This is a genomic window from Devosia sp. LjRoot3, from assembly GCF_964252865.1.
Classification (GTDB): domain Bacteria; phylum Pseudomonadota; class Alphaproteobacteria; order Rhizobiales; family Devosiaceae; genus Devosia.
Map to the genome: position 1 here is coordinate 596,925 of NZ_CAXUPK020000001.1, position 17,141 is coordinate 614,065.

Genomic DNA, 17,141 nt, shown 5'->3' on the forward strand with positions numbered 1-17,141 from the left:
GGGTTTTCTCCCTGAGGCGGGGTAGTCGGCGGGAGCGCAAGGGTAACGCTCCCGCCTTTGGCACGATTACTGAGCGACTGGATCGAGATCGAGCAGCTGCAGCAGGCGGGCCGGGTTGGCGTTGGAAACGACGGGCGAGTACTTGGGGTTCTCGGCGTCGGCCCAGCCGGTGAAGCGGCTGGTATTGTATTCGTAGAAGGACGGGCTGTTGTAGACCGGGATGATCGGCATGGCTTCGGCCACGATCAACTGGAGCTGGTCCATGAGCGACTTCTGCTCTGCCGGGTCCTTGGACTGGGTGTACTGGTCAAGCAGGGTCATAACCTCGGCATTTTCCCAGTGCGGCGCGGTGAAGCGGCTCTTGCCGAAATCGCCCGGGTTGAACGAGCGGATATACGGGAAGTAGGGGTTAGCCGCCGACGCCAGGGCGTTGAGCGTCATGGAATAGGTGCCGTCGATCAGGTTCTGGGTCCAGACCGCAGCTTCCGGCGTCGACATTTTTACGTTGAGGCCAGCTTCGGTGAGGCTTTCGATGGAAATCTGGACAGCATCGATCCAGTCGGTCCAGCCATTTGGCACCATGATGTCGATGGCGATCGGGGTGCCATCTGGATTGTCGCGGAAGCCGTCGCTGTCGGCGTCGACATAGCCGGACTCATCGAGCAGGGCCACGGCGGCTTCGAGGTCGAACTTGCCGTACTGGCCGAACTCGGTTTCGACCGCCGGATTGGCGAAGGCCTTGTAGAGTTCGCCAAGGCTTGCCGGGTCTTCATTGACCAGCGGATAGCCATAGCCGGCGATGTCGACGATGGTCTGGCGGTCGATGAGCATGGAGAGTGCGCGGCGGAAGTTCACATCGGTGAACGCCTTGCGGTTGTTCTCGTCGGGCGTGATCTGGCTGACCTGGAACGAGACGAGGCTCGAGGGGGTGAACCAGTACTTGTGGTGCTCGGGGTCCTTGGCGACGAAGGTGTTGTCGATGTCGGGGATGAAGCTCGTGGCCCAATCCAGCGTGCCATCGGCAAGGGCGGCGAGAACCTGCGGATTGTCGGCCAGCTGCGGCATGCGCAGGCAGTCGACGGCAAGGTTTTCGGCGTCCCAATAGTTGGGGTTGCGGCACTGTTCGTAGACCTGCGGGGTGAAGCGCGTGATCTCCGTCATCGGGCCGGAGCCGACCGGGTTTTCGTTGGCGAAGGTCACGGGGTCGGCAATGTCCGCCCAGATGTGCTCAGGCACGATCGGCATGCCGACAATAGTATTGGCGATCAGCGAATTGGGTTCGTTGAGGTTGAACTTGACCGTGCGGTCATCGACCTTTTCGACCGACGCGAGCTGGGCCGAAACCGAGATGAAGTCGAGCGCCGGGAATTTCTTGATGTAGTCATAGGTGAAGACGACATCGTCTGCGGTCAGGGCTTCGCCATCGGACCATTTCAGGCCATCGCGCAGCACGAAGGTGATCGACTTGAGATCGTCGGCCAGCTCATAGCTCTCGGCGAGGCGGAAATTGGGTTCGTTGCCCTTGAGGCGGTTGAACACGACCAGCGGCTCGTACATGAAATCGAGCGTGGTGTAGCGCGCCGAGGTCTGCCCGAACGGGTTGAAATTGCGCACGAAGGTCGTGGTCTGTTCCGAGCTTAGGGTCAGCACGTTCTGGGCGCTGGCGGGTACCGCCATGGCCAGAGTCGCAACCGAAACGGCCGCGATCAGCGTAGTTTTCAGCATTATACGTCTCTCCTTTGAATACGGCCCTGCCTCAGGCAAGTCCGTTCTCCCTGAAAATGTCTTCCACCTCGGCATGGAGCGCCCTCACGTCCACACGAGACTTGCCGAGCCGTGACTGGGCCCGGTCGATACGCGCGAGGCTTTCGGCGGTGAGCGGACCTGCCGCCTTGGCTGCCGCCTCGCTGGCGTTGAGATCGCCCTGGCTATGCAGGGCAATGTCGTAACCGGCATCGAGCGCAGCGCGCACGCGCTCCGGCCAGGTTCCCTTGAGCGCCTCCATGGTGAGGCAATCGGTTATAAGAACGCCGTCGTAGCCGATGTCGCGACGGATCAGATCGCAGACGGCGGGCGAAACGGAGGCGGGGCGGTCCTTGTCGATCTGGGTGAAGACCAGATGCGCCACCATGGCCCAGGGGGAATCCTTGAGCGCGATGAAGGGGCGGAAATCGGTTTGGCGCAGGTCGTCGACTTCGGCATCGACCACCGGACAATCGAAATGCGGATCGACGGTGACGCGGCCATAGCCGGGAATGTGCTTCATGATCGGCATGGAGCCGACTTCGAGCATGGCATCAATGACGACGCGGCCCATGGCGGTGACCAGATCTGGATCGTCGCCAAAGGAGCGCTGGCCGATGACGTCATGCGTGCCCTTGCGGGCGAGATCGACGACGGGGGTCGTGCCGCTGCCAAGGCCGAGTTCTGACATCATCGAGCCCATGGCGAGCGTCGAGAGGCGCATGGCGCGCTTGCCGGTTTCGAGATCCTTGCGGGCGAGGGCGCCGAATTGGCCAAGGCTGCGGAACAGCGGCCAATTGCCATTGTCGAGGCGCTGCACGCGGCCGCCTTCCTGGTCGATATAGACCGGGGCGTCGTCGCGGCCGACGGCCTCCTTGAACTGGTGGACGAGGCGCTTGATCTGCTCGGGATTGTCGAGATTGCGCTTGAAGAGGAAGAGGCCGAAGGGATTGGTCTCGCGGAAGAAGGCGATCTCGTTGGCCGAGAGCTCATATCCCGGCATGCCGACGAAAAGGGCGAGGGGCGTCGTGGTCATGGTCTAGTTTGCCTCGGGCTTCTTGATACGCAGCAGGCCCTGATAGATGTCTTCCTTGTCCGACGGGATGGGCATGGCGCCGGCCGCCTTGACGTAGAAATCGACGGGGCCCGCTGAACCAATGACGGCATAGGCATAACCATGCGCCTTCATGGCAGCGAGCGTGTGGTAGAAGAGCGCGAGGCCAATATTCTTGCCGCGCTGGTCTTCGGAAACGCCGGTGGGGCCGAAAAAGCCACGGGCCGTCGCGTCATAGCAGGCAAAGCCAACGAGCTGGCCATCGACCGTGGCGATGAGGCAACCGGGCGGCTGATGCGCCATGGCGGCGCTGACTTCGCTGACCCAATATTCGGAAAAATGGCTGCGGACCCAGTCTTTGATGATGTGCTGCTCGGGCGGCAGGGCGACGCGAATGGTCGCTTCGACATCCTGGACGCGGGTCCGGAGTTCGTCGAGCTTGCGGCTATAGAGGTTGACGAGCAGGTCCATAAAAGTGCGCCGCTCCCATCGGCGAAGTCTCGCGCAACGCGGCCAGGGCGCGGGATTGAGGCTCTCCCTATGGGGTGCCTCCACGCGCCATATGGCATCGTTGCAAGGGGATGCTAGGAGCGAATATTCCAAGTGTCAACGATCGAAGGAATATTCTATTCCGATCGTGATCAGGCTGTGGAAGGACGCCGGCCATGCCGGCGAATAAGCCCAGCGGTGGCGCATATTTAGGCAGAATCTCTGCGGAAAATTTTGGGTCTTATGATCTTCATGGCGATGAGGACACAAAGCCATGCTCGCCGGTAGCAAGCGACCGAACGGCGTGAAAAGTAATATTCTATTCGAGATGCGTGGATCGTTGGAATGCAATATTCCAATACGAGGTCGGTGTTACCAGCCGTAGTCGAGCACGGTGAGCGTACGGATGCGGCCGTCGTCCAGCCATTCGATGGACGAGTTCTTGCGCATGCCGATGAGTGCGGCGCCGACGGGGCCGAGAATGGGCACATTGCCGCGCTCGCCGAAGGGGCGATTGGGATAGGTCAGGCGGCCAAGGCGGACCTGGCCCTCGTCATCCAGCCGGAACATCACACGCTGGCCCATCGAGACGCCGGCCGGATCCCATGGGTCGCAGACCGCCGCCCGCTTCAATTCGCGTTCGAGATAGGCCGAGACATAAGGCATCGACTCGAACGAACGCTCGGCCAGGACCATGACGCGGTTGTAATCATCTGAATTGATGAGGATTTCGGGCAGGGGAAGCGAAGGAAACACGGTGGTCGGACCGGGGAAAGCGAGGTTTAGGGATATTCCGACCGTGGAAATGCACAGTCAATAGGCGGTCAGAATATATTCTGGTCAACAAGCGTCAGGATTATTGACCTAAGCATTCTGATATGGAAGTTTGGTGCCGCATTTTTATGCATGATGCACATTTCATGATCGCAAGGAACAATGATGTCCGACGACACCCTGCTAGATCGCGCCCTTATCCGTCTCGAAGAGGCCGCCAACCACCTCAAGATCGATCAGGATGTCATCGAGAAACTCAAATATCCGCGCGAAACCACCAAGACGCGCCTTCTGATCCGCATGGATGATGGCTCGCGCAAGTCTTTCCTCGCCTGGCGCTGCCGCTATGACGATACGCGCGGCCCGACCAAGGGCGGTATCCGCTTCCACCCCGACTCGACCGTCGAGGAAGTGGAAACGCTCGCCTTCTGGATGACCTTCAAGTGCGCCGTGATGAACCTGCCCTATGGCGGTGGCAAGGGCGCGGTGCGGGTCGATCCGCATCAGCTGTCCAAGTCCGAGCTTGAGCGCCTGTCGCGCGCCTATGTGCAGGCCTTTGCCAATATCATCGGGCCTGATCGCGATATCCCCGCGCCGGACGTCTACACCAACGCCATGATCATGGGCTGGATGTCGGACGAGTATAACCAGATCACCGGCGAGGTTTCTCCGGCCGTGATCACCGGCAAGCCGATTGCGCTGGGCGGTTCGCTCGGCCGCAATGATGCGACGGCGCGCGGTGGCTTCTACCTCGTGCGGCACCTGGCGACCGAACTCGGTCTCGACAAGGACCACACGGTTGCCATCCAGGGCTTTGGCAATGCCGGGCAGTATTATGCGCGGCTGACTGCAGCTGACGGCAATTCGGTGATTGCGGTTTCGGACTCGACCGGGGCGATCCATCGTCCGGGTGGGCTTGATGTGGAAAAGCTGATTGCGGGCAAAAATGCCGGTCGTCGCGTGGCCGACATGGCCTCTGAACTCGGCGCTCATGTCATTTCGCCCGATGACCTCCTGGCGGTGGAAGCCGATCTCTTTGTGCCGGCGGCGCTCGAAGACATGATCACCAAGGATAATGCCGGGTCGATCAAGGCCAAGGTTGTGCTTGAGCTGGCCAATGGTCCGGTTACCCCCGACGCCGACAAGATCCTCAACGACAAGGGCGTCATCGTCCTCCCCGATATTCTGGCCAATGCCGGTGGTGTCACTGTGTCCTATTTCGAATGGGTGCAGAACCGTCAGGGCTACTATTGGGACCTCGAAGAGATCCACGCGCGCCTCTTGAAGATCGTCGAGCGCGAAGGCCGTGCGGTCTGGGACATTGCGCAGTCTCGCAAGGTGTCGGCGCGTTCTGCCGCTTACATCCACGCGCTCGGGCGCCTCGCCAATGCCATCGAAGCCCACGGCACGCAGCCGTTCTTCGCCGGCTAGTCCGGTCAAGTTGAGAAAAATCGGGGCGTCGCTGAGGGATCAGCGGCGCCTTTTCTTTATGCGGGCTTTATACGGGCCTAACCACTTCCGTATGGAAACTTTACGCGAAAGGGTATGAATGTTCTGGCCTCACATATGGAGGCTCGACATGTTCGATATCTTCTTTCTGGCGCTGGGCGCGGGATTTTTTATCCTGACTTTTGCCCTGGCGAAGCTGCTGGCCCGGGTGTAGCGCGATGCTGATCTGGCTCTGGGGGCTCGGCGCCCTCGCTATCGCCGTCTACATGGTCATCGCCCTGTTGCGGCCCGACAAACTCTAGATCTTTTCGCGTTTTCGAACGGAAAAGTGGTGTCCACTTTTCCTGAAAACGCTCTAGCGGAAGCAATTCAAAATGAACTGGCAAGGATGGGCGGAAATCGCCCTGACCCTTGGTCTCGCCCTGGCTTTGGGCTGGCCCTTGGGCATCTTCATGTCGCGCGTATGGAACAAGGAAAGCACCTGGCTCGACCCGGTGCTGAAGCCCATTGAGCGCGGCTTTTACGCGGTCGCCGGTATCGACCCCAACAAGTCTCAGGGCTGGGTGGGCTATGGTGCCTCGCTGATCGCATTCAACCTGTTTGGCTTTATCCTGCTCTACGCCATGCTGCGCCTGCAGGGCATTCTGCCTTTCAACCCGCAGGGCTTTGCCGGCGTCTCGCCGGACCTCGCCTTCAACACGGCGGTCAGCTTCGTCACCAATACCAACTGGCAGAGCTATGGTGGCGAAACCACCATGAGCCACTTTACCCAGATGGTCGGCCTGACGACGCAGAACTTTGTGTCCGCGGCGACGGGTGCGGCGATCGCTGCTGCCTTGGCGCGCGCCTTTGCCGGCAATCGCGAGACCGGGATCGGCAATTTCTGGGCTGATCTGGTGCGCACGACGCTCTATGTGCTGCTGCCCCTGGCGTTTGTCCTTGCCGTTGCGCTAATCGGCCTGGGCGTGGTCCAGAACTTTGCGGCCTCGGTATCGGCCACGACGCTCGATGGCGCCAGCCAGACCATTTCGGTGGCTCCGACGGCGAGCCAGCTTGCCATCAAGCAGCTAGGCATCAATGGCGGCGGCATCTTCAACGTCAATTCGGCCCATCCGTTCGAAAACCCCAACCCGCTGACCAACCTGATGACCGCCATTGCGATCAACACGCTTGGCTGGGCAGCCTTCTTCGCCTTTGGCCGCTCGGCCTTTGCGCGCAAGGAAATCCGGGCTCTGGCAACGGCCGGCATCCTGATCCTCGGCGCGGGCGCGGGGGTGATCTACGTCGCCGAAGCACAGCCGGCTCCGGCTCTCGTGGCCGCGGGCATCGAAAACCCGGTCAACATGGAAGGCAAGGAGACCCGGTTTGGTCTCGCCGGCACTGCCGCCTGGGCAGCGCAGACGACAGGCGCTTCCAACGGCTCGGTCAATGGCATGCACGACAGCCTCATGCCGCTCGGTGGTGGCATGTCGATGCTGCTGATGATGCTGGGTGAAATCCTGCCCGGTGGCATCGGTTCGGGCATCGCCATCATGGTGGTCATGGCCGTGCTCTCGGTCTTCGTGGCCGGCCTCATGGTCGGGCGTACCCCGGAATATCTGGGCAAGAAGATCGAGGCGCGCGAAATCCAGTTCGCCATGGTTGCTCTGCTGGTCGTGCCGCTCTCGACGCTGGGTCTTTCGGCCCTGACCGTGGTGTGGCCGGGCGGGCTCTCGAGCCTCTTCAATCCCGGAGCGCATGGCCTGAGCGAGCTGCTCTATGCCTTCACCTCGGCCACGGCCAATAATGGCTCCGCCTTCGGTGGTGTCTCGGCCAACGTGCCGTGGTGGAACACGACGCTCGGCCTTGCCATGCTCCTCGGTCGCTTCATTCCGATCGTGGCTGTCCTCGCCATCGCCGGCAGCATCGTCACCAAGCCAAAACTGGCCCCGAGCACCGGCACGCTGCCGACGACGGGTGCGCTGTTCATCGGTCTTCTTGTTGGCGTCATCATCATTCTGGGCGCGCTGCAATACTTCCCGGCGCTGGCCCTTGGCCCGATCGTCGAGCACTTCCAGGTGCTCGAAGCGGTCGCGGCAAACTGAGGTTCCCTCACATGTCTACAATGGATTTTGAAACACAGGGCAGGGGTTCGACGCGGCTTGCTGGCGGCCTGACGGCCGCGACGCTTGCCCGCGCCCTGGGAGACGCCTTCGTCAAGCTCGACCCGCGCAAACTGCTCGGCAACCCGGTTATCCTGGCCACCGAACTCGTCGCGGTTCTGGCCACGATCTCCGCCGCGATTGCCATCGGCAGCGGGGCTGACGGCGGCTTCGCCGTCGCCATCGCCCTCTGGCTCTGGGCCACCGTGCTCTTTGCCAATTTTGCCGAGAGCATCGCCGAAGGTCGGGGCAAGGCCGCCGCCGATTCCCTGCGTGCAACCCGCACCTCGACCAAAGCCAAGCTGATCGTCGATGAAAAGCAGGAACTGATCGTGCCGACGCCTGCCCATGAACTTGGGCTTGGCCAGATCATCCTGGTCGAGGCTGGCGACGTCATTCCGGTCGACGGCGAAATCATCGAAGGCGTGGCCTCGGTCAACGAGGCGGCGATTACGGGCGAAAGCGCCCCGGTTATTCGCGAATCCGGTGGCGACCGCTCGGCCGTAACCGGTGGCACCACCGTGGTGTCGGACTGGATCAAGGTGCGCGTCACGGCGCGCCCCGGCTCCACCTTCCTCGATCGTATGATCGCCATGGTGGAAGGCGCCGATCGGCGCAAGACGCCCAATGAGATTGCCCTTGCCGTCCTGCTGGCCGGCCTGACGCTGATCTTTCTTATTGCCGTCGTTACGCTTCTGGCCTTTGCCGCCTATTCGGGTATCGCGCTTGATCCCGTCGTGCTTGGCGCGCTCTTTGTCTGTCTGATCCCGACCACCATCGGTGGCCTGCTTTCGGCCGTGGGCATTGCCGGCATGGATCGCCTGCTCAAGGTCAATGTGCTGGCAACCTCGGGTCGCGCCGTGGAAGCGGCTGGTGACGTTGATACGCTGCTGCTCGACAAGACCGGCACCATCACCTTCGGCAATCGCATGGCCACCGAAGTCATCGCCTCTCCTGGGATCAGGGAAGAGGTGGCCTTCCGGGCCGCCGTCATGACCTCGCTGGGCGACGAAACGCCCGAAGGCCGCTCGATCATTGAACTGGCTCGTAACAAGGGCATCAGCATCGAAGCGCCTGCCGACAGCACCATCATTCCGTTCTCGGCTTCGACCCGCCTTTCCGGCCTCGATACTGACGGAAAAACCTGGCGCAAGGGTGCGGTCGACGCGATCCTGAAACTGACCGGCAAGAAGGACAGTGACGCGCCCGCTCAGTTTCGGCAGGCCGTGGACCGCATCGCCCGGAGCGGCGGTACGCCGCTGGCCATTGCCGAGGGCAATACGCTGATCGGCGTCATCCATCTCAAGGACGTGGTCAAGCCCGGTGTTGCTGCCCGCTTCGCCGACCTCCGCCGGATGGGCCTGCGCACGGTCATGATCACCGGCGACAATCCGGTGACGGCAGCGGCGATTGCCGCCGAAGCCGGCGTCGATGACTTCCTCGCCGAAGCGACGCCCGAGGACAAGCTGCGCCTGATCCGCGAGGAACAGGGCAAGGGTCGTCTGGTTGCCATGTGCGGTGACGGCGCCAACGACGCGCCGGCACTGGCTCAGGCCGACGTTGGCGTGGCCATGCAGACGGGTGCCCAGGCGGCGCGTGAAGCGGGCAATATGGTCGATCTCGACAGCGACCCCACCAAGGTCATCGAGATCGTCGAAGTGGGCAAGCAGATGCTCATCACGCGCGGTGCGCTGACGACCTTCTCCATTGCCAATGACGTCGCAAAATACTTTGCGATCATCCCAGCGCTGTTCGTGGTCGTGTTGCCCCAGCTTCAGATGCTCAACATCATGGGCCTGACGAGCCCGGAAAGCGCCATCCTGTCGGCGGTGATCTTCAACGCCCTGATCATTGTCGCGCTCATTCCCCTCGCCCTGCGTGGCGTGAAATATCGCGCAGTGGGTGCCGGTGCGCTGCTGTCGCGCAACCTCCTGATCTACGGTCTCGGTGGCCTCATCGCCCCCTTTATCGGCATCAAGATCATTGACGTTGCCATCACCGCACTCGGTCTCGCATAAGGAGCAAAGAAAATGCTGAACCAAGCAAGACCAGCCATCGTCTCCATGCTGCTGTTCTCCGCCATTCTCGGCGGCGCCTATCCGGCCGTCGTGACGGCGGCCGGCGGGGCGCTGTTCCCCGCGCAGGCCGAAGGCTCGCTCGTCCGGAACGCAGAGGGTGTGGTCGTCGGCTCGAAACTCATCGGCCAGGTGACGACCTCGCCGGGCTATCTCTGGCCGCGGCCCTCCGCGGCCGGCGATGGCTACAACGCTGCCGGCTCGTCCGGGTCCAACCTCGGCCCGCTCAATCCGGTTCTCATCGAGCGCGTGGCAGCGGACGCTGCCGCCGTTCGGGCCTATGCTCCGGAAGGGGCAATCCCGCCCGACGCCGTCACCACATCCGGTTCGGGTCTTGATCCCGAGATCTCGCCGGAATTTGCGGCATTGCAGGTGGATCGTATTGCCGAGGCCCGCGGTATAGAACCCTCTGAGGTGGTGGCCGTTGTCGCCGCCAATACCGAGGCGCCGCTCCTGGGCTTTATCGGCCAGGCGCGGGTCAATGTGTTGATGACCAACCTGGCGCTCGACAGCGCCTATCCGCTCCAACCTGCTGCTGAGTAGTCCGACGTGCAAGACATCCGGCGTCCAGATCCCGAAGCCCTTTTGGCCGAAACGCAGAAGGCGCATCGGGGCAAGCTCAAGGTCTTTCTGGGCATGGCGCCGGGTGTCGGCAAGACTTACGAAATGCTGCGCCAGGCCCGGCGGCGCAAGATGGATGGGCTCGATGTGGTCATCGGGCTTGTCGAGACCCATGGGCGCAAGGAAACCGAGAGCCTCTTGCGCGGCATGGATGTGTTGCCGCGGCGGCCGATCGAGCACCGCGGACGGACGCTGCTCGAATTCGACATTGATGGTGCCATTGCGCGCCGGCCGGAACTGCTGATCGTCGACGAATATGCCCACACCAATGCGTCGGGCTCGCGGCACCCCAAGCGCTGGCAGGACGTCGAGGAACTGCTGGCCGCGGGGATCGACGTCTGGACCACGCTCAATGTCCAGCATCTCGAAAGCCTCGTTGATGTCGTGCTCAAGATCACCGGCGTGCGGCAGCGCGAGACGGTGCCGGATGGGGCGCTGTCGCGGGCCGACGACATCGAGGTCATCGACATTACTCCGGCCGAACTGCGCGAGCGTATGGCGGCCGGAAAGGTCTATGTGCCCGAGACGGCGCGGCTGGCGGCCGACAATTTCTTCAAGCCTGAAAATCTGACGGCGCTGCGCGAACTGGCGCTTCGCCGCGCGGCGCAGACGGTGGACGACCAGCTTAACGCGGCCATGCGGGTGAAGGGGCTCGAAGGGCCGTGGGCAGCGGGGGACCGCATTCTGGTTCTTGTGGCCGATGACGGCATGTCGAGTGCGCTCGTCCGGCAGGGTAGGCGGCTGTCCGATACGATGAAGGATGCGCCCTGGATCGTGGCGCATATTACCCGCGGGCGATCCGAGGACGGAGAGGCCGGTACGACCTCGAAGCTCACCGATGCGCTGAAACTGGCCGAGCAATTGGGGGCGACGACCGTCGTGCTCAATGGCGCGGATCTCGTGGCCACGGCGCTCGCCTATGCCGGCCAGAACAATGTGACCCAGATTGTCATTGGCAAGGGACGAGACAGTCGCCTGCGCGAAGTGTTTGGCCTGTCGCTGGCGGCTGAATTGCTGCGCGCGGCGCGGGGCGTGTCCATTCACGTCGTGACCGAGCCGGGCGAGAACCAGGTGCGGGAGCGCCGGCCCTGGTTGCAAATCCTCAAACGCGGCTGGGCGCCCTATGCCATTGGGCTCGGCTATGTGGGTGTTGCCACGGCCCTGGCCTATGCGCTCGATCTGCAATTCGAGCGGGCTGATCTGGGCATGATCTTCCTCGCCGCAATCCTGGCGGCTGCGGTGGTGCATGGGCTGGCGCCGGGCATGGTTGCCGCGGTGTGCGCCTTTGCCATCTACAATTTTCTGTTCCTCAACCCCCGCTACAGCTTTGCCATCGGCTCGCCGACCGATCTGCTGACGCTGATGGTTTTTCTCGCCGTGGCGCTGGCCACGGGTATTCTGGCCGGCCGCTCGCGCGACCGGGCCCGCGAGGCCCAGCGCCGGGCGAGCGATGTGACCTCGCTGCTGGTTGCGACCAGGGCCTTTTCCAGGGCACCCACCAAGGCTGATGCAGCGCGCGCACTGGCCGAGCAGACGACGGCGGCGACCGGCGCCAAGTCGATCGTGCTGCTGCCTGAGGGCGGGGAACTGGTGACGGTGGCTGGGGCGCCGGAAGCGCAGGAACTGGGGCCGGGCGCCATGGCGGCGGCGCGCTGGACCTGGGAACGTGGGGAAGCGGCGGGGCACAATACGGGCACCTTGCCCCAGAGCAATTGGTCGTTCCGGCCGCTGCGGGGGGTGCAGAACCGGACCGGTGTCGTCGGCATCGAGCGGGTGGCGACAGTGCCGGGGTCGGATCAGGAAAAGCTGCTTACCGCGTTGGCGGATGGTGGTGGCATTGCCATCGAGCGCGCTGAATTTGCGCTGCATGCGGTGGAGGCCGAGACGCTGCGGCGCTCGGATCGGTTCCGGACGGCGCTGCTTAATTCCGTCAGCCATGATCTGCGCACACCGCTGTCGACGGTGCTTGGGTCGTCCTCGACCCTGCTGGAGCTGGGCGACAAGCTGGCGCCGGAGGTCAAGCAGGACCTGCTCGAATCCATCCGCGAGGAGGCAGAGCGGCTCAATCACTATATCCGCAACCTGCTCGATATGACCCGGCTCGAAGGGGGCGGGGTGACGCTACGGCTGGAAGACAGTGATATCGAGGCGGTGCTGCGCACGGCCACGGCACGGTTGAGCCGCCGACTGGGCGAGCACTCCATCACCTATGATTTCCCGACCGAATTGCCCAAGGTGACGATCGATCCGGGGCTGCTGGAACAGGCCGTCGTCAATATTCTTGAGAATGCGATTGCCTATTCGCCTGACAATACCGAGATCAGCATCGCGGCCTATGAGGACCGCAAGAAGATCATCATCAGCATCGAGGATGAGGGCAAGGGCATCCCCACCGACGAGCTGGAGCGCGTCTTCGACAAGTTCCGCCGGCTCGAAGAACCGACCGATCGCAGCAAGGGCGTGGGGCTGGGCCTCTCCATCACCAAGGGCTTCATCGAGGCCATGGGCGGGGCCATCGTTGCCGCAAGCCCCATCCATGGCGACAAGGGAACGCGGATGCTGATCGCCCTCAACAAGTCCGAAGCCGACGTCTGGAAAGACAAGTGACACCACTGCTTGCACGCATTCTGGTTATCGACGATGAGCCGCAGATTCATCGCTTCCTCGGTCCGGCGCTGGATGCGGCGGGGTATCACCACCGGCGCGCCGACAATGGAGCGCTGGGGCTGCGCGAGATCGCGCAGTGGAGCCCGGACGTGGTCATCCTCGATCTCGGGCTGCCGGACATGGACGGCAAGGATGTACTGCTCAAGGCGCGGGCCTTTTACGAGGGGCCGATCCTGATCCTTTCGGCGCGCGACAAGGAAGGCGAGAAGATCGAGGCCTTTGAGCGGGGCGCCAACGACTATGTCGAAAAGCCTTTTGGCATCGGCGAACTGCTGGCGCGCATCAAGGCGGCGCTGCGCCAGAGGGCGGCCTCGCAGCCGCCCGTCGCCAAGGTGCGGTTCGGCGATGTCGAGGTGGACCTCGACCTGCGCTATGTGAGCCGCAATGGCGAACCGGTTCGCCTGCCGCCCAAGGAATATGCGCTGCTGACGCGCCTCATTTCAGGCAATGGCAAGGTGCTTACGCATAAGGAGCTGCTGGTGGCCGTGTGGGGCGCGGCGCATATGGAGGACACGCAATATCTGCGCGTCGCCATCGGCCAATTGCGGCAGAAGCTGGAGGCGGACCCCGCTTCGCCCATGCATATCGTGACTGAGCCGGGCATCGGCTACCGGCTGCGGCGCGAGGGCTAGGTCCGGTCCGCTTCGAGCGAGGCCTTCACCATGCGTTTGAGCGTCGTGACGTGGCCGGAGAGAGGTTCGCTGGCTTCCGGTTGGAGGGTCGCCACTTGGGCAAGTACATATTCGCCGGTGCCGATGACGTCGCGCCAGCGGGGGCGGTCGGGCAGGGTTTCGACGAGCAGGTATTTGTCGAGCGTGCGCGCCTGCAATGAGGAGCGGTCCAGGCTGACGCGCCAGATGCCGCTTTCCTCGGCGAGGTCGAACTTGGACTTGCCGGTGGCCTTGCGCCAGACATTGAGGCTCTCGGTCATCACGGCCACGATCATCTCGCGGTAGAGCTCCCGGTCCGATGGGGTTTCGTCTTCCTCGATGGCGGCGAGGTCGGGGCCGACGGTGTCGAGGACGTCGCGAATGGAGCGGTTGACCAATTCCGCCCGCTGCCGCAAGGGCGCGGTGTCGTGGTCGATGATCAGCGCCAGCCCGCCGCCTTGCTGGGGTTCGATGTCAAAACCCTGGATGATGACCTTATGGTCCGGCGCGCCAAAAGTCGTGCTTGTGAGGTTGGCCTGGCCGTCGGCTTCGATCTCGCTGCGCATGTTGTCGAGGAAGCCGGGATCGAGGAGGTCGCCCAGGAGCGTCTGGCCGGTTTCGATCCGTCCGCCGGAAAACTGCATGGCCTGCTGGTTGGCATAGATGATGCGCCCGGCCTCGTTGGCGCAGACAAGGCCGACCGAGACGGTATCGAGGAGGCGCGACATGCGTTGCTGGGAGAGGCGCAGGGCGTCTTCGACATGCACGCGGCGGTCGATTTCCTGCTTGAGTTCGGCGTTTTCGCGGGCCTGTACCTGCGCATGGGTGGCCGAGAGCAGGGTGGCGATGCGCGCCAGGAGTTCGTCCTTAACGAAGGGCTTGCACACATAGTCGTTGGCGCCGCTTTCAAAACCCGCGAGGAGGTCGCGGGTGCGGCTGCGGGCTGTGAGCATGATGATCGGCAATTCATGCAGCGAGAAGCGCTCGCGCAGTTTTCTGGCGACGTCGAGGCCGCTGAGGCCGGGCATCATCACGTCGAGAATGACGAGGTCGGGCTTTTGCCGCGCGACGGCGTCGAGCGCTTCCGTGCCGTTGCGAGCGGCTTCGAAACGGTAGCCGAGCGGTTGGAGCACATTGCGCAGGACCTGGATGTTTACGGGCTCGTCGTCGACGACGAGGAGATGCGGTCCGTCCTTGGCGGCGAAGGGTGCGTCGGGCATGAGAGGCAGGTCGATATAGCCGGTGCCCGGTTCGGCAAGGAGTTCCACGGCATTCAGTTCCGAGCCGGGCGGGGCGACGGGAAGAGCGAGGCGGAAGATCGAGCCTTCGCCAAGGGTGCTGGTCGCCGAGAGTTTGCCGTGCATGGCATGGGCGAGCTGGCGGGCGATGGTGAGGCCAAGGCCCGAGCCTTCGATCTCGTTGCCGCTGGCGCGTTCGAGCGGCTGGAAGACGCGTTCGAGACTGTCGGCGGCTATGCCGATGCCGGTGTCGCTGATCGAGATTTCGATCTCGTGGCCGACATGGCGGGCGCTGACCGAGACTGTGCCGCTGCCGGTATATTTGATGGCATTGCCGACGAGATTGTAGAGGATCTGTTCGAGCCGGACCGGGTCGGCTTCGAGATAGGGCAGGTCGTCTTCCAGCTCCACCTTGATGCTGACGGGCTCGCCCCAGACCATGGTTTGCGCCACCGACAGGACGTTGCGGATCGAGGTTGGCAGGTGCACGGCGTGGATATCAAGATTCATCCGGCCCTGGCGGATGCGGTAGAGATCGAGCAGGTCATCAACGAGGCGCGAGAGGCGCCGGGCCGAGAAGGTGATGAGTTCGAGTTGGCTGCGTTGCAGGGCGGTGAGATCGCCCGCGGCGCCTGTCGCCAGCGTGCCTGAAATGCCGATGATACCGTTGAGCGGGGTGCGCAATTCGTGGCTTGTATTGGCGACGAAGGCGTCCTTCTGGCGGTCGGCTTCTTCCAGTTCAGCGTTCTTTTCGGCGATGACACGAACCTGCTGTTCGAGCTCCTGGTTTTTCTGGCCGATCAGGGTGAGCTGATCGCGTACCGCCATGCGCATGCGGCTGAAACTGGTGGTGAGGCGGGCGAGTTCGTCGGGGCCGGAGATTTTGGGCACGTCGAGATCGAGCTGACCCGCGGCGATGGCTTCGGCGGCGTCGGCCAGTTTGCCGAGCGAGGCCGAGATGGTGCGCGATAGCATGAGGGCGATGAGGAAGATCAGCGGCAGGCTGATGGCGGCTATCAGGGCGACGAACCGGGTGAGGGATTCGGTTTTGGCGAAGGCGAGGCGAGTGGGTGTTTCCGCCGACAGGTGCCAGGGCGTGGCGCCGAAGGGCAGGATGGTCCAGGCGGCAAGCGCGGGTTCGCCGCTGGCGCCGGTATCGAGAATATCGGCGCCGCGCTCCGAACCGCGCGAAATGCTGGCTAGGCGCTTGTCGCCGGGGTGCAGGGCGCCGTCGGGCGGGCCCGAAATCAGCGCGCCGCTGCTGCTGGTGAGGAACAACTGCCCCGTCGCCTCATTGCCGAATTGGCCTTGCACGACGGCATCGACGGCATCGGCGGGCAGGCGGAAGATGGCAAGGCCGCGCGTGCGGCTGTGGAAGTCGATGCGCACCGCGACATAGGCGGAGAACGCATTGGTGACGGGGTCGCGGCGGAAATCGAGGAGAGCCAGGCGATCTTCTCCGTCGCCTTCGAGCAGCGTCTCGGTCAATTGCCCGAGGGGCGTGTTCCTCAGGGTCATTTCGAGATCGGCGCCGAGATAGCCGTCCTTTTCGACCGAATAGATGACGCGGGCGGCGCTGTTGATCAGGTAGAGATTGTCGAATTCGGAGGTGCGCACGAAGCTGGCGAAATCTTCGTGGAAACGGTTGTGCGCATTGGCATACTCGAGCGCCGTTCGGAGCAGCGGGCCGCCCATTTCGGCCGGTTGGCCCACGCCACCTTCATTGAGCGCGAACACCTCCTGCAACACGCGCTGCGCCTTGTCGGGCGAGGCGTCGATCATGCGGAAGGCATAGGAAAAGCCGTAAAATTCGCCGACCGAATAGCGCACCGTATTGGATTTGGTCAGCGTCTCCGCCTGGCGCAGGGAGAAGGCAAGGTATTGCTCGATTTCGGCATGCTTGGCGTCGCGCACGAACTGCAATTGCGCAAAGGTTTCGTCCCGGAGGCTGGAGGTCAGCGTGGTGATTAGCGCCCAAAAAGTCAGGGACAGCGGCACGGCCATCACGCCGAGAAAAATCAGGAACAGCCGTCCCCGAAAGTTGGACGGCCAGAGCGCCGGCAGCTTCATGTCTTCTCCTCCCGGCTCGCTGCCTCATCTCCCCGATGAGACCACTTCAAACCAGACTTCCGCCGCCGCGCTGGGTTTTTGCCGATTTTTCCGGCGAATTTGACGATTTTGACGCGGTGACTCCATCACCACTCTAGTGCCAATTAGATACCAATCGCAACTCATGCGAT

At 62.9% G+C, this 17,141-nt stretch carries 11 protein-coding genes; 6 read left to right on the top strand and 5 right to left on the bottom strand.

Annotation, left to right across the window (positions count from 1 at the left end; all coding sequences use genetic code 11):
• Positions 1-66 precede the first annotated feature (66 nt).
• The 4 genes from ACSQ2A_RS02920 to ACSQ2A_RS02935 all read right to left on the bottom strand — a co-directional run bounded on the left by ACSQ2A_RS02920 (position 67) and on the right by ACSQ2A_RS02935 (position 4,042).
• A complete protein-coding gene (locus tag ACSQ2A_RS02920) occupies positions 67-1,722 on the bottom strand; it encodes an ABC transporter substrate-binding protein (RefSeq protein ID WP_436071623.1) in 1,656 nt (551 codons plus the stop codon).
• 34 nt (positions 1,723-1,756) lie between these two features.
• Positions 1,757-2,779: a glycoside hydrolase family 3 N-terminal domain-containing protein gene (locus tag ACSQ2A_RS02925; protein ID WP_436071013.1), complete on the bottom strand. Its 1,023-nt coding sequence runs from the start codon at positions 2,777-2,779 to the stop codon at positions 1,757-1,759.
• A 3-nt stretch (positions 2,780-2,782) separates the two neighbouring features.
• Entirely contained in the window at positions 2,783-3,268 is a 486-nt protein-coding gene (locus ACSQ2A_RS02930) for a GNAT family N-acetyltransferase (protein ID WP_436071014.1), read from the bottom strand.
• Between the two features lie 390 nt (positions 3,269-3,658).
• Entirely contained in the window at positions 3,659-4,042 is a 384-nt protein-coding gene (locus ACSQ2A_RS02935; RefSeq protein ID WP_295411170.1) for a nucleoside diphosphate kinase regulator, read from the bottom strand.
• Positions 4,043-4,225: 183 nt separating this feature from the next.
• On the opposite strand from ACSQ2A_RS02935, the gene ACSQ2A_RS02940 reads away from it, so the two are divergent.
• The 6 genes from ACSQ2A_RS02940 to ACSQ2A_RS02965 all read left to right on the top strand — a co-directional run bounded on the left by ACSQ2A_RS02940 (position 4,226) and on the right by ACSQ2A_RS02965 (position 13,645).
• Complete coding sequence (locus ACSQ2A_RS02940) at positions 4,226-5,491, top strand: Glu/Leu/Phe/Val family dehydrogenase (RefSeq protein ID WP_295411173.1); 1,266 nt, start codon at positions 4,226-4,228, stop codon at positions 5,489-5,491.
• Between the two features lie 392 nt (positions 5,492-5,883).
• On the top strand, positions 5,884-7,593 hold the full coding sequence (gene kdpA / locus ACSQ2A_RS02945) for a potassium-transporting ATPase subunit KdpA (protein WP_295411175.1): 1,710 nt from the start codon (positions 5,884-5,886) through the stop codon (positions 7,591-7,593).
• Positions 7,594-7,604: 11 nt separating this feature from the next.
• Positions 7,605-9,668 (top strand): potassium-transporting ATPase subunit KdpB, encoded by a 2,064-nt coding sequence (kdpB, locus tag ACSQ2A_RS02950; protein WP_295411177.1) that lies wholly within the window; start codon positions 7,605-7,607, stop codon positions 9,666-9,668.
• Positions 9,669-9,680: 12 nt separating this feature from the next.
• A complete protein-coding gene (kdpC, locus tag ACSQ2A_RS02955) occupies positions 9,681-10,268 on the top strand; it encodes a potassium-transporting ATPase subunit KdpC (RefSeq protein WP_295411180.1) in 588 nt (195 codons plus the stop codon).
• A 6-nt stretch (positions 10,269-10,274) separates the two neighbouring features.
• Positions 10,275-12,953 carry a DUF4118 domain-containing protein gene (locus ACSQ2A_RS02960; protein ID WP_436071015.1) on the top strand — a complete coding sequence of 893 codons (2,679 nt, stop codon included), beginning with the start codon at positions 10,275-10,277 and terminating at the stop codon, positions 12,951-12,953.
• Positions 12,950-13,645, top strand: coding sequence for a response regulator (locus tag ACSQ2A_RS02965; protein WP_436071016.1), 696 nt, complete (start codon positions 12,950-12,952; stop codon positions 13,643-13,645). Before ACSQ2A_RS02960 ends, ACSQ2A_RS02965 begins: the two co-directional genes overlap by 4 nt.
• On the opposite strand, the gene ACSQ2A_RS02970 is transcribed toward ACSQ2A_RS02965, so the two are convergent.
• Complete coding sequence (locus tag ACSQ2A_RS02970) at positions 13,642-16,971, bottom strand: response regulator (RefSeq protein ID WP_436071017.1); 3,330 nt, start codon at positions 16,969-16,971, stop codon at positions 13,642-13,644. The genes ACSQ2A_RS02965 and ACSQ2A_RS02970 overlap by 4 nt on opposite strands.
• Positions 16,972-17,141: the final 170 nt, after the last annotated feature.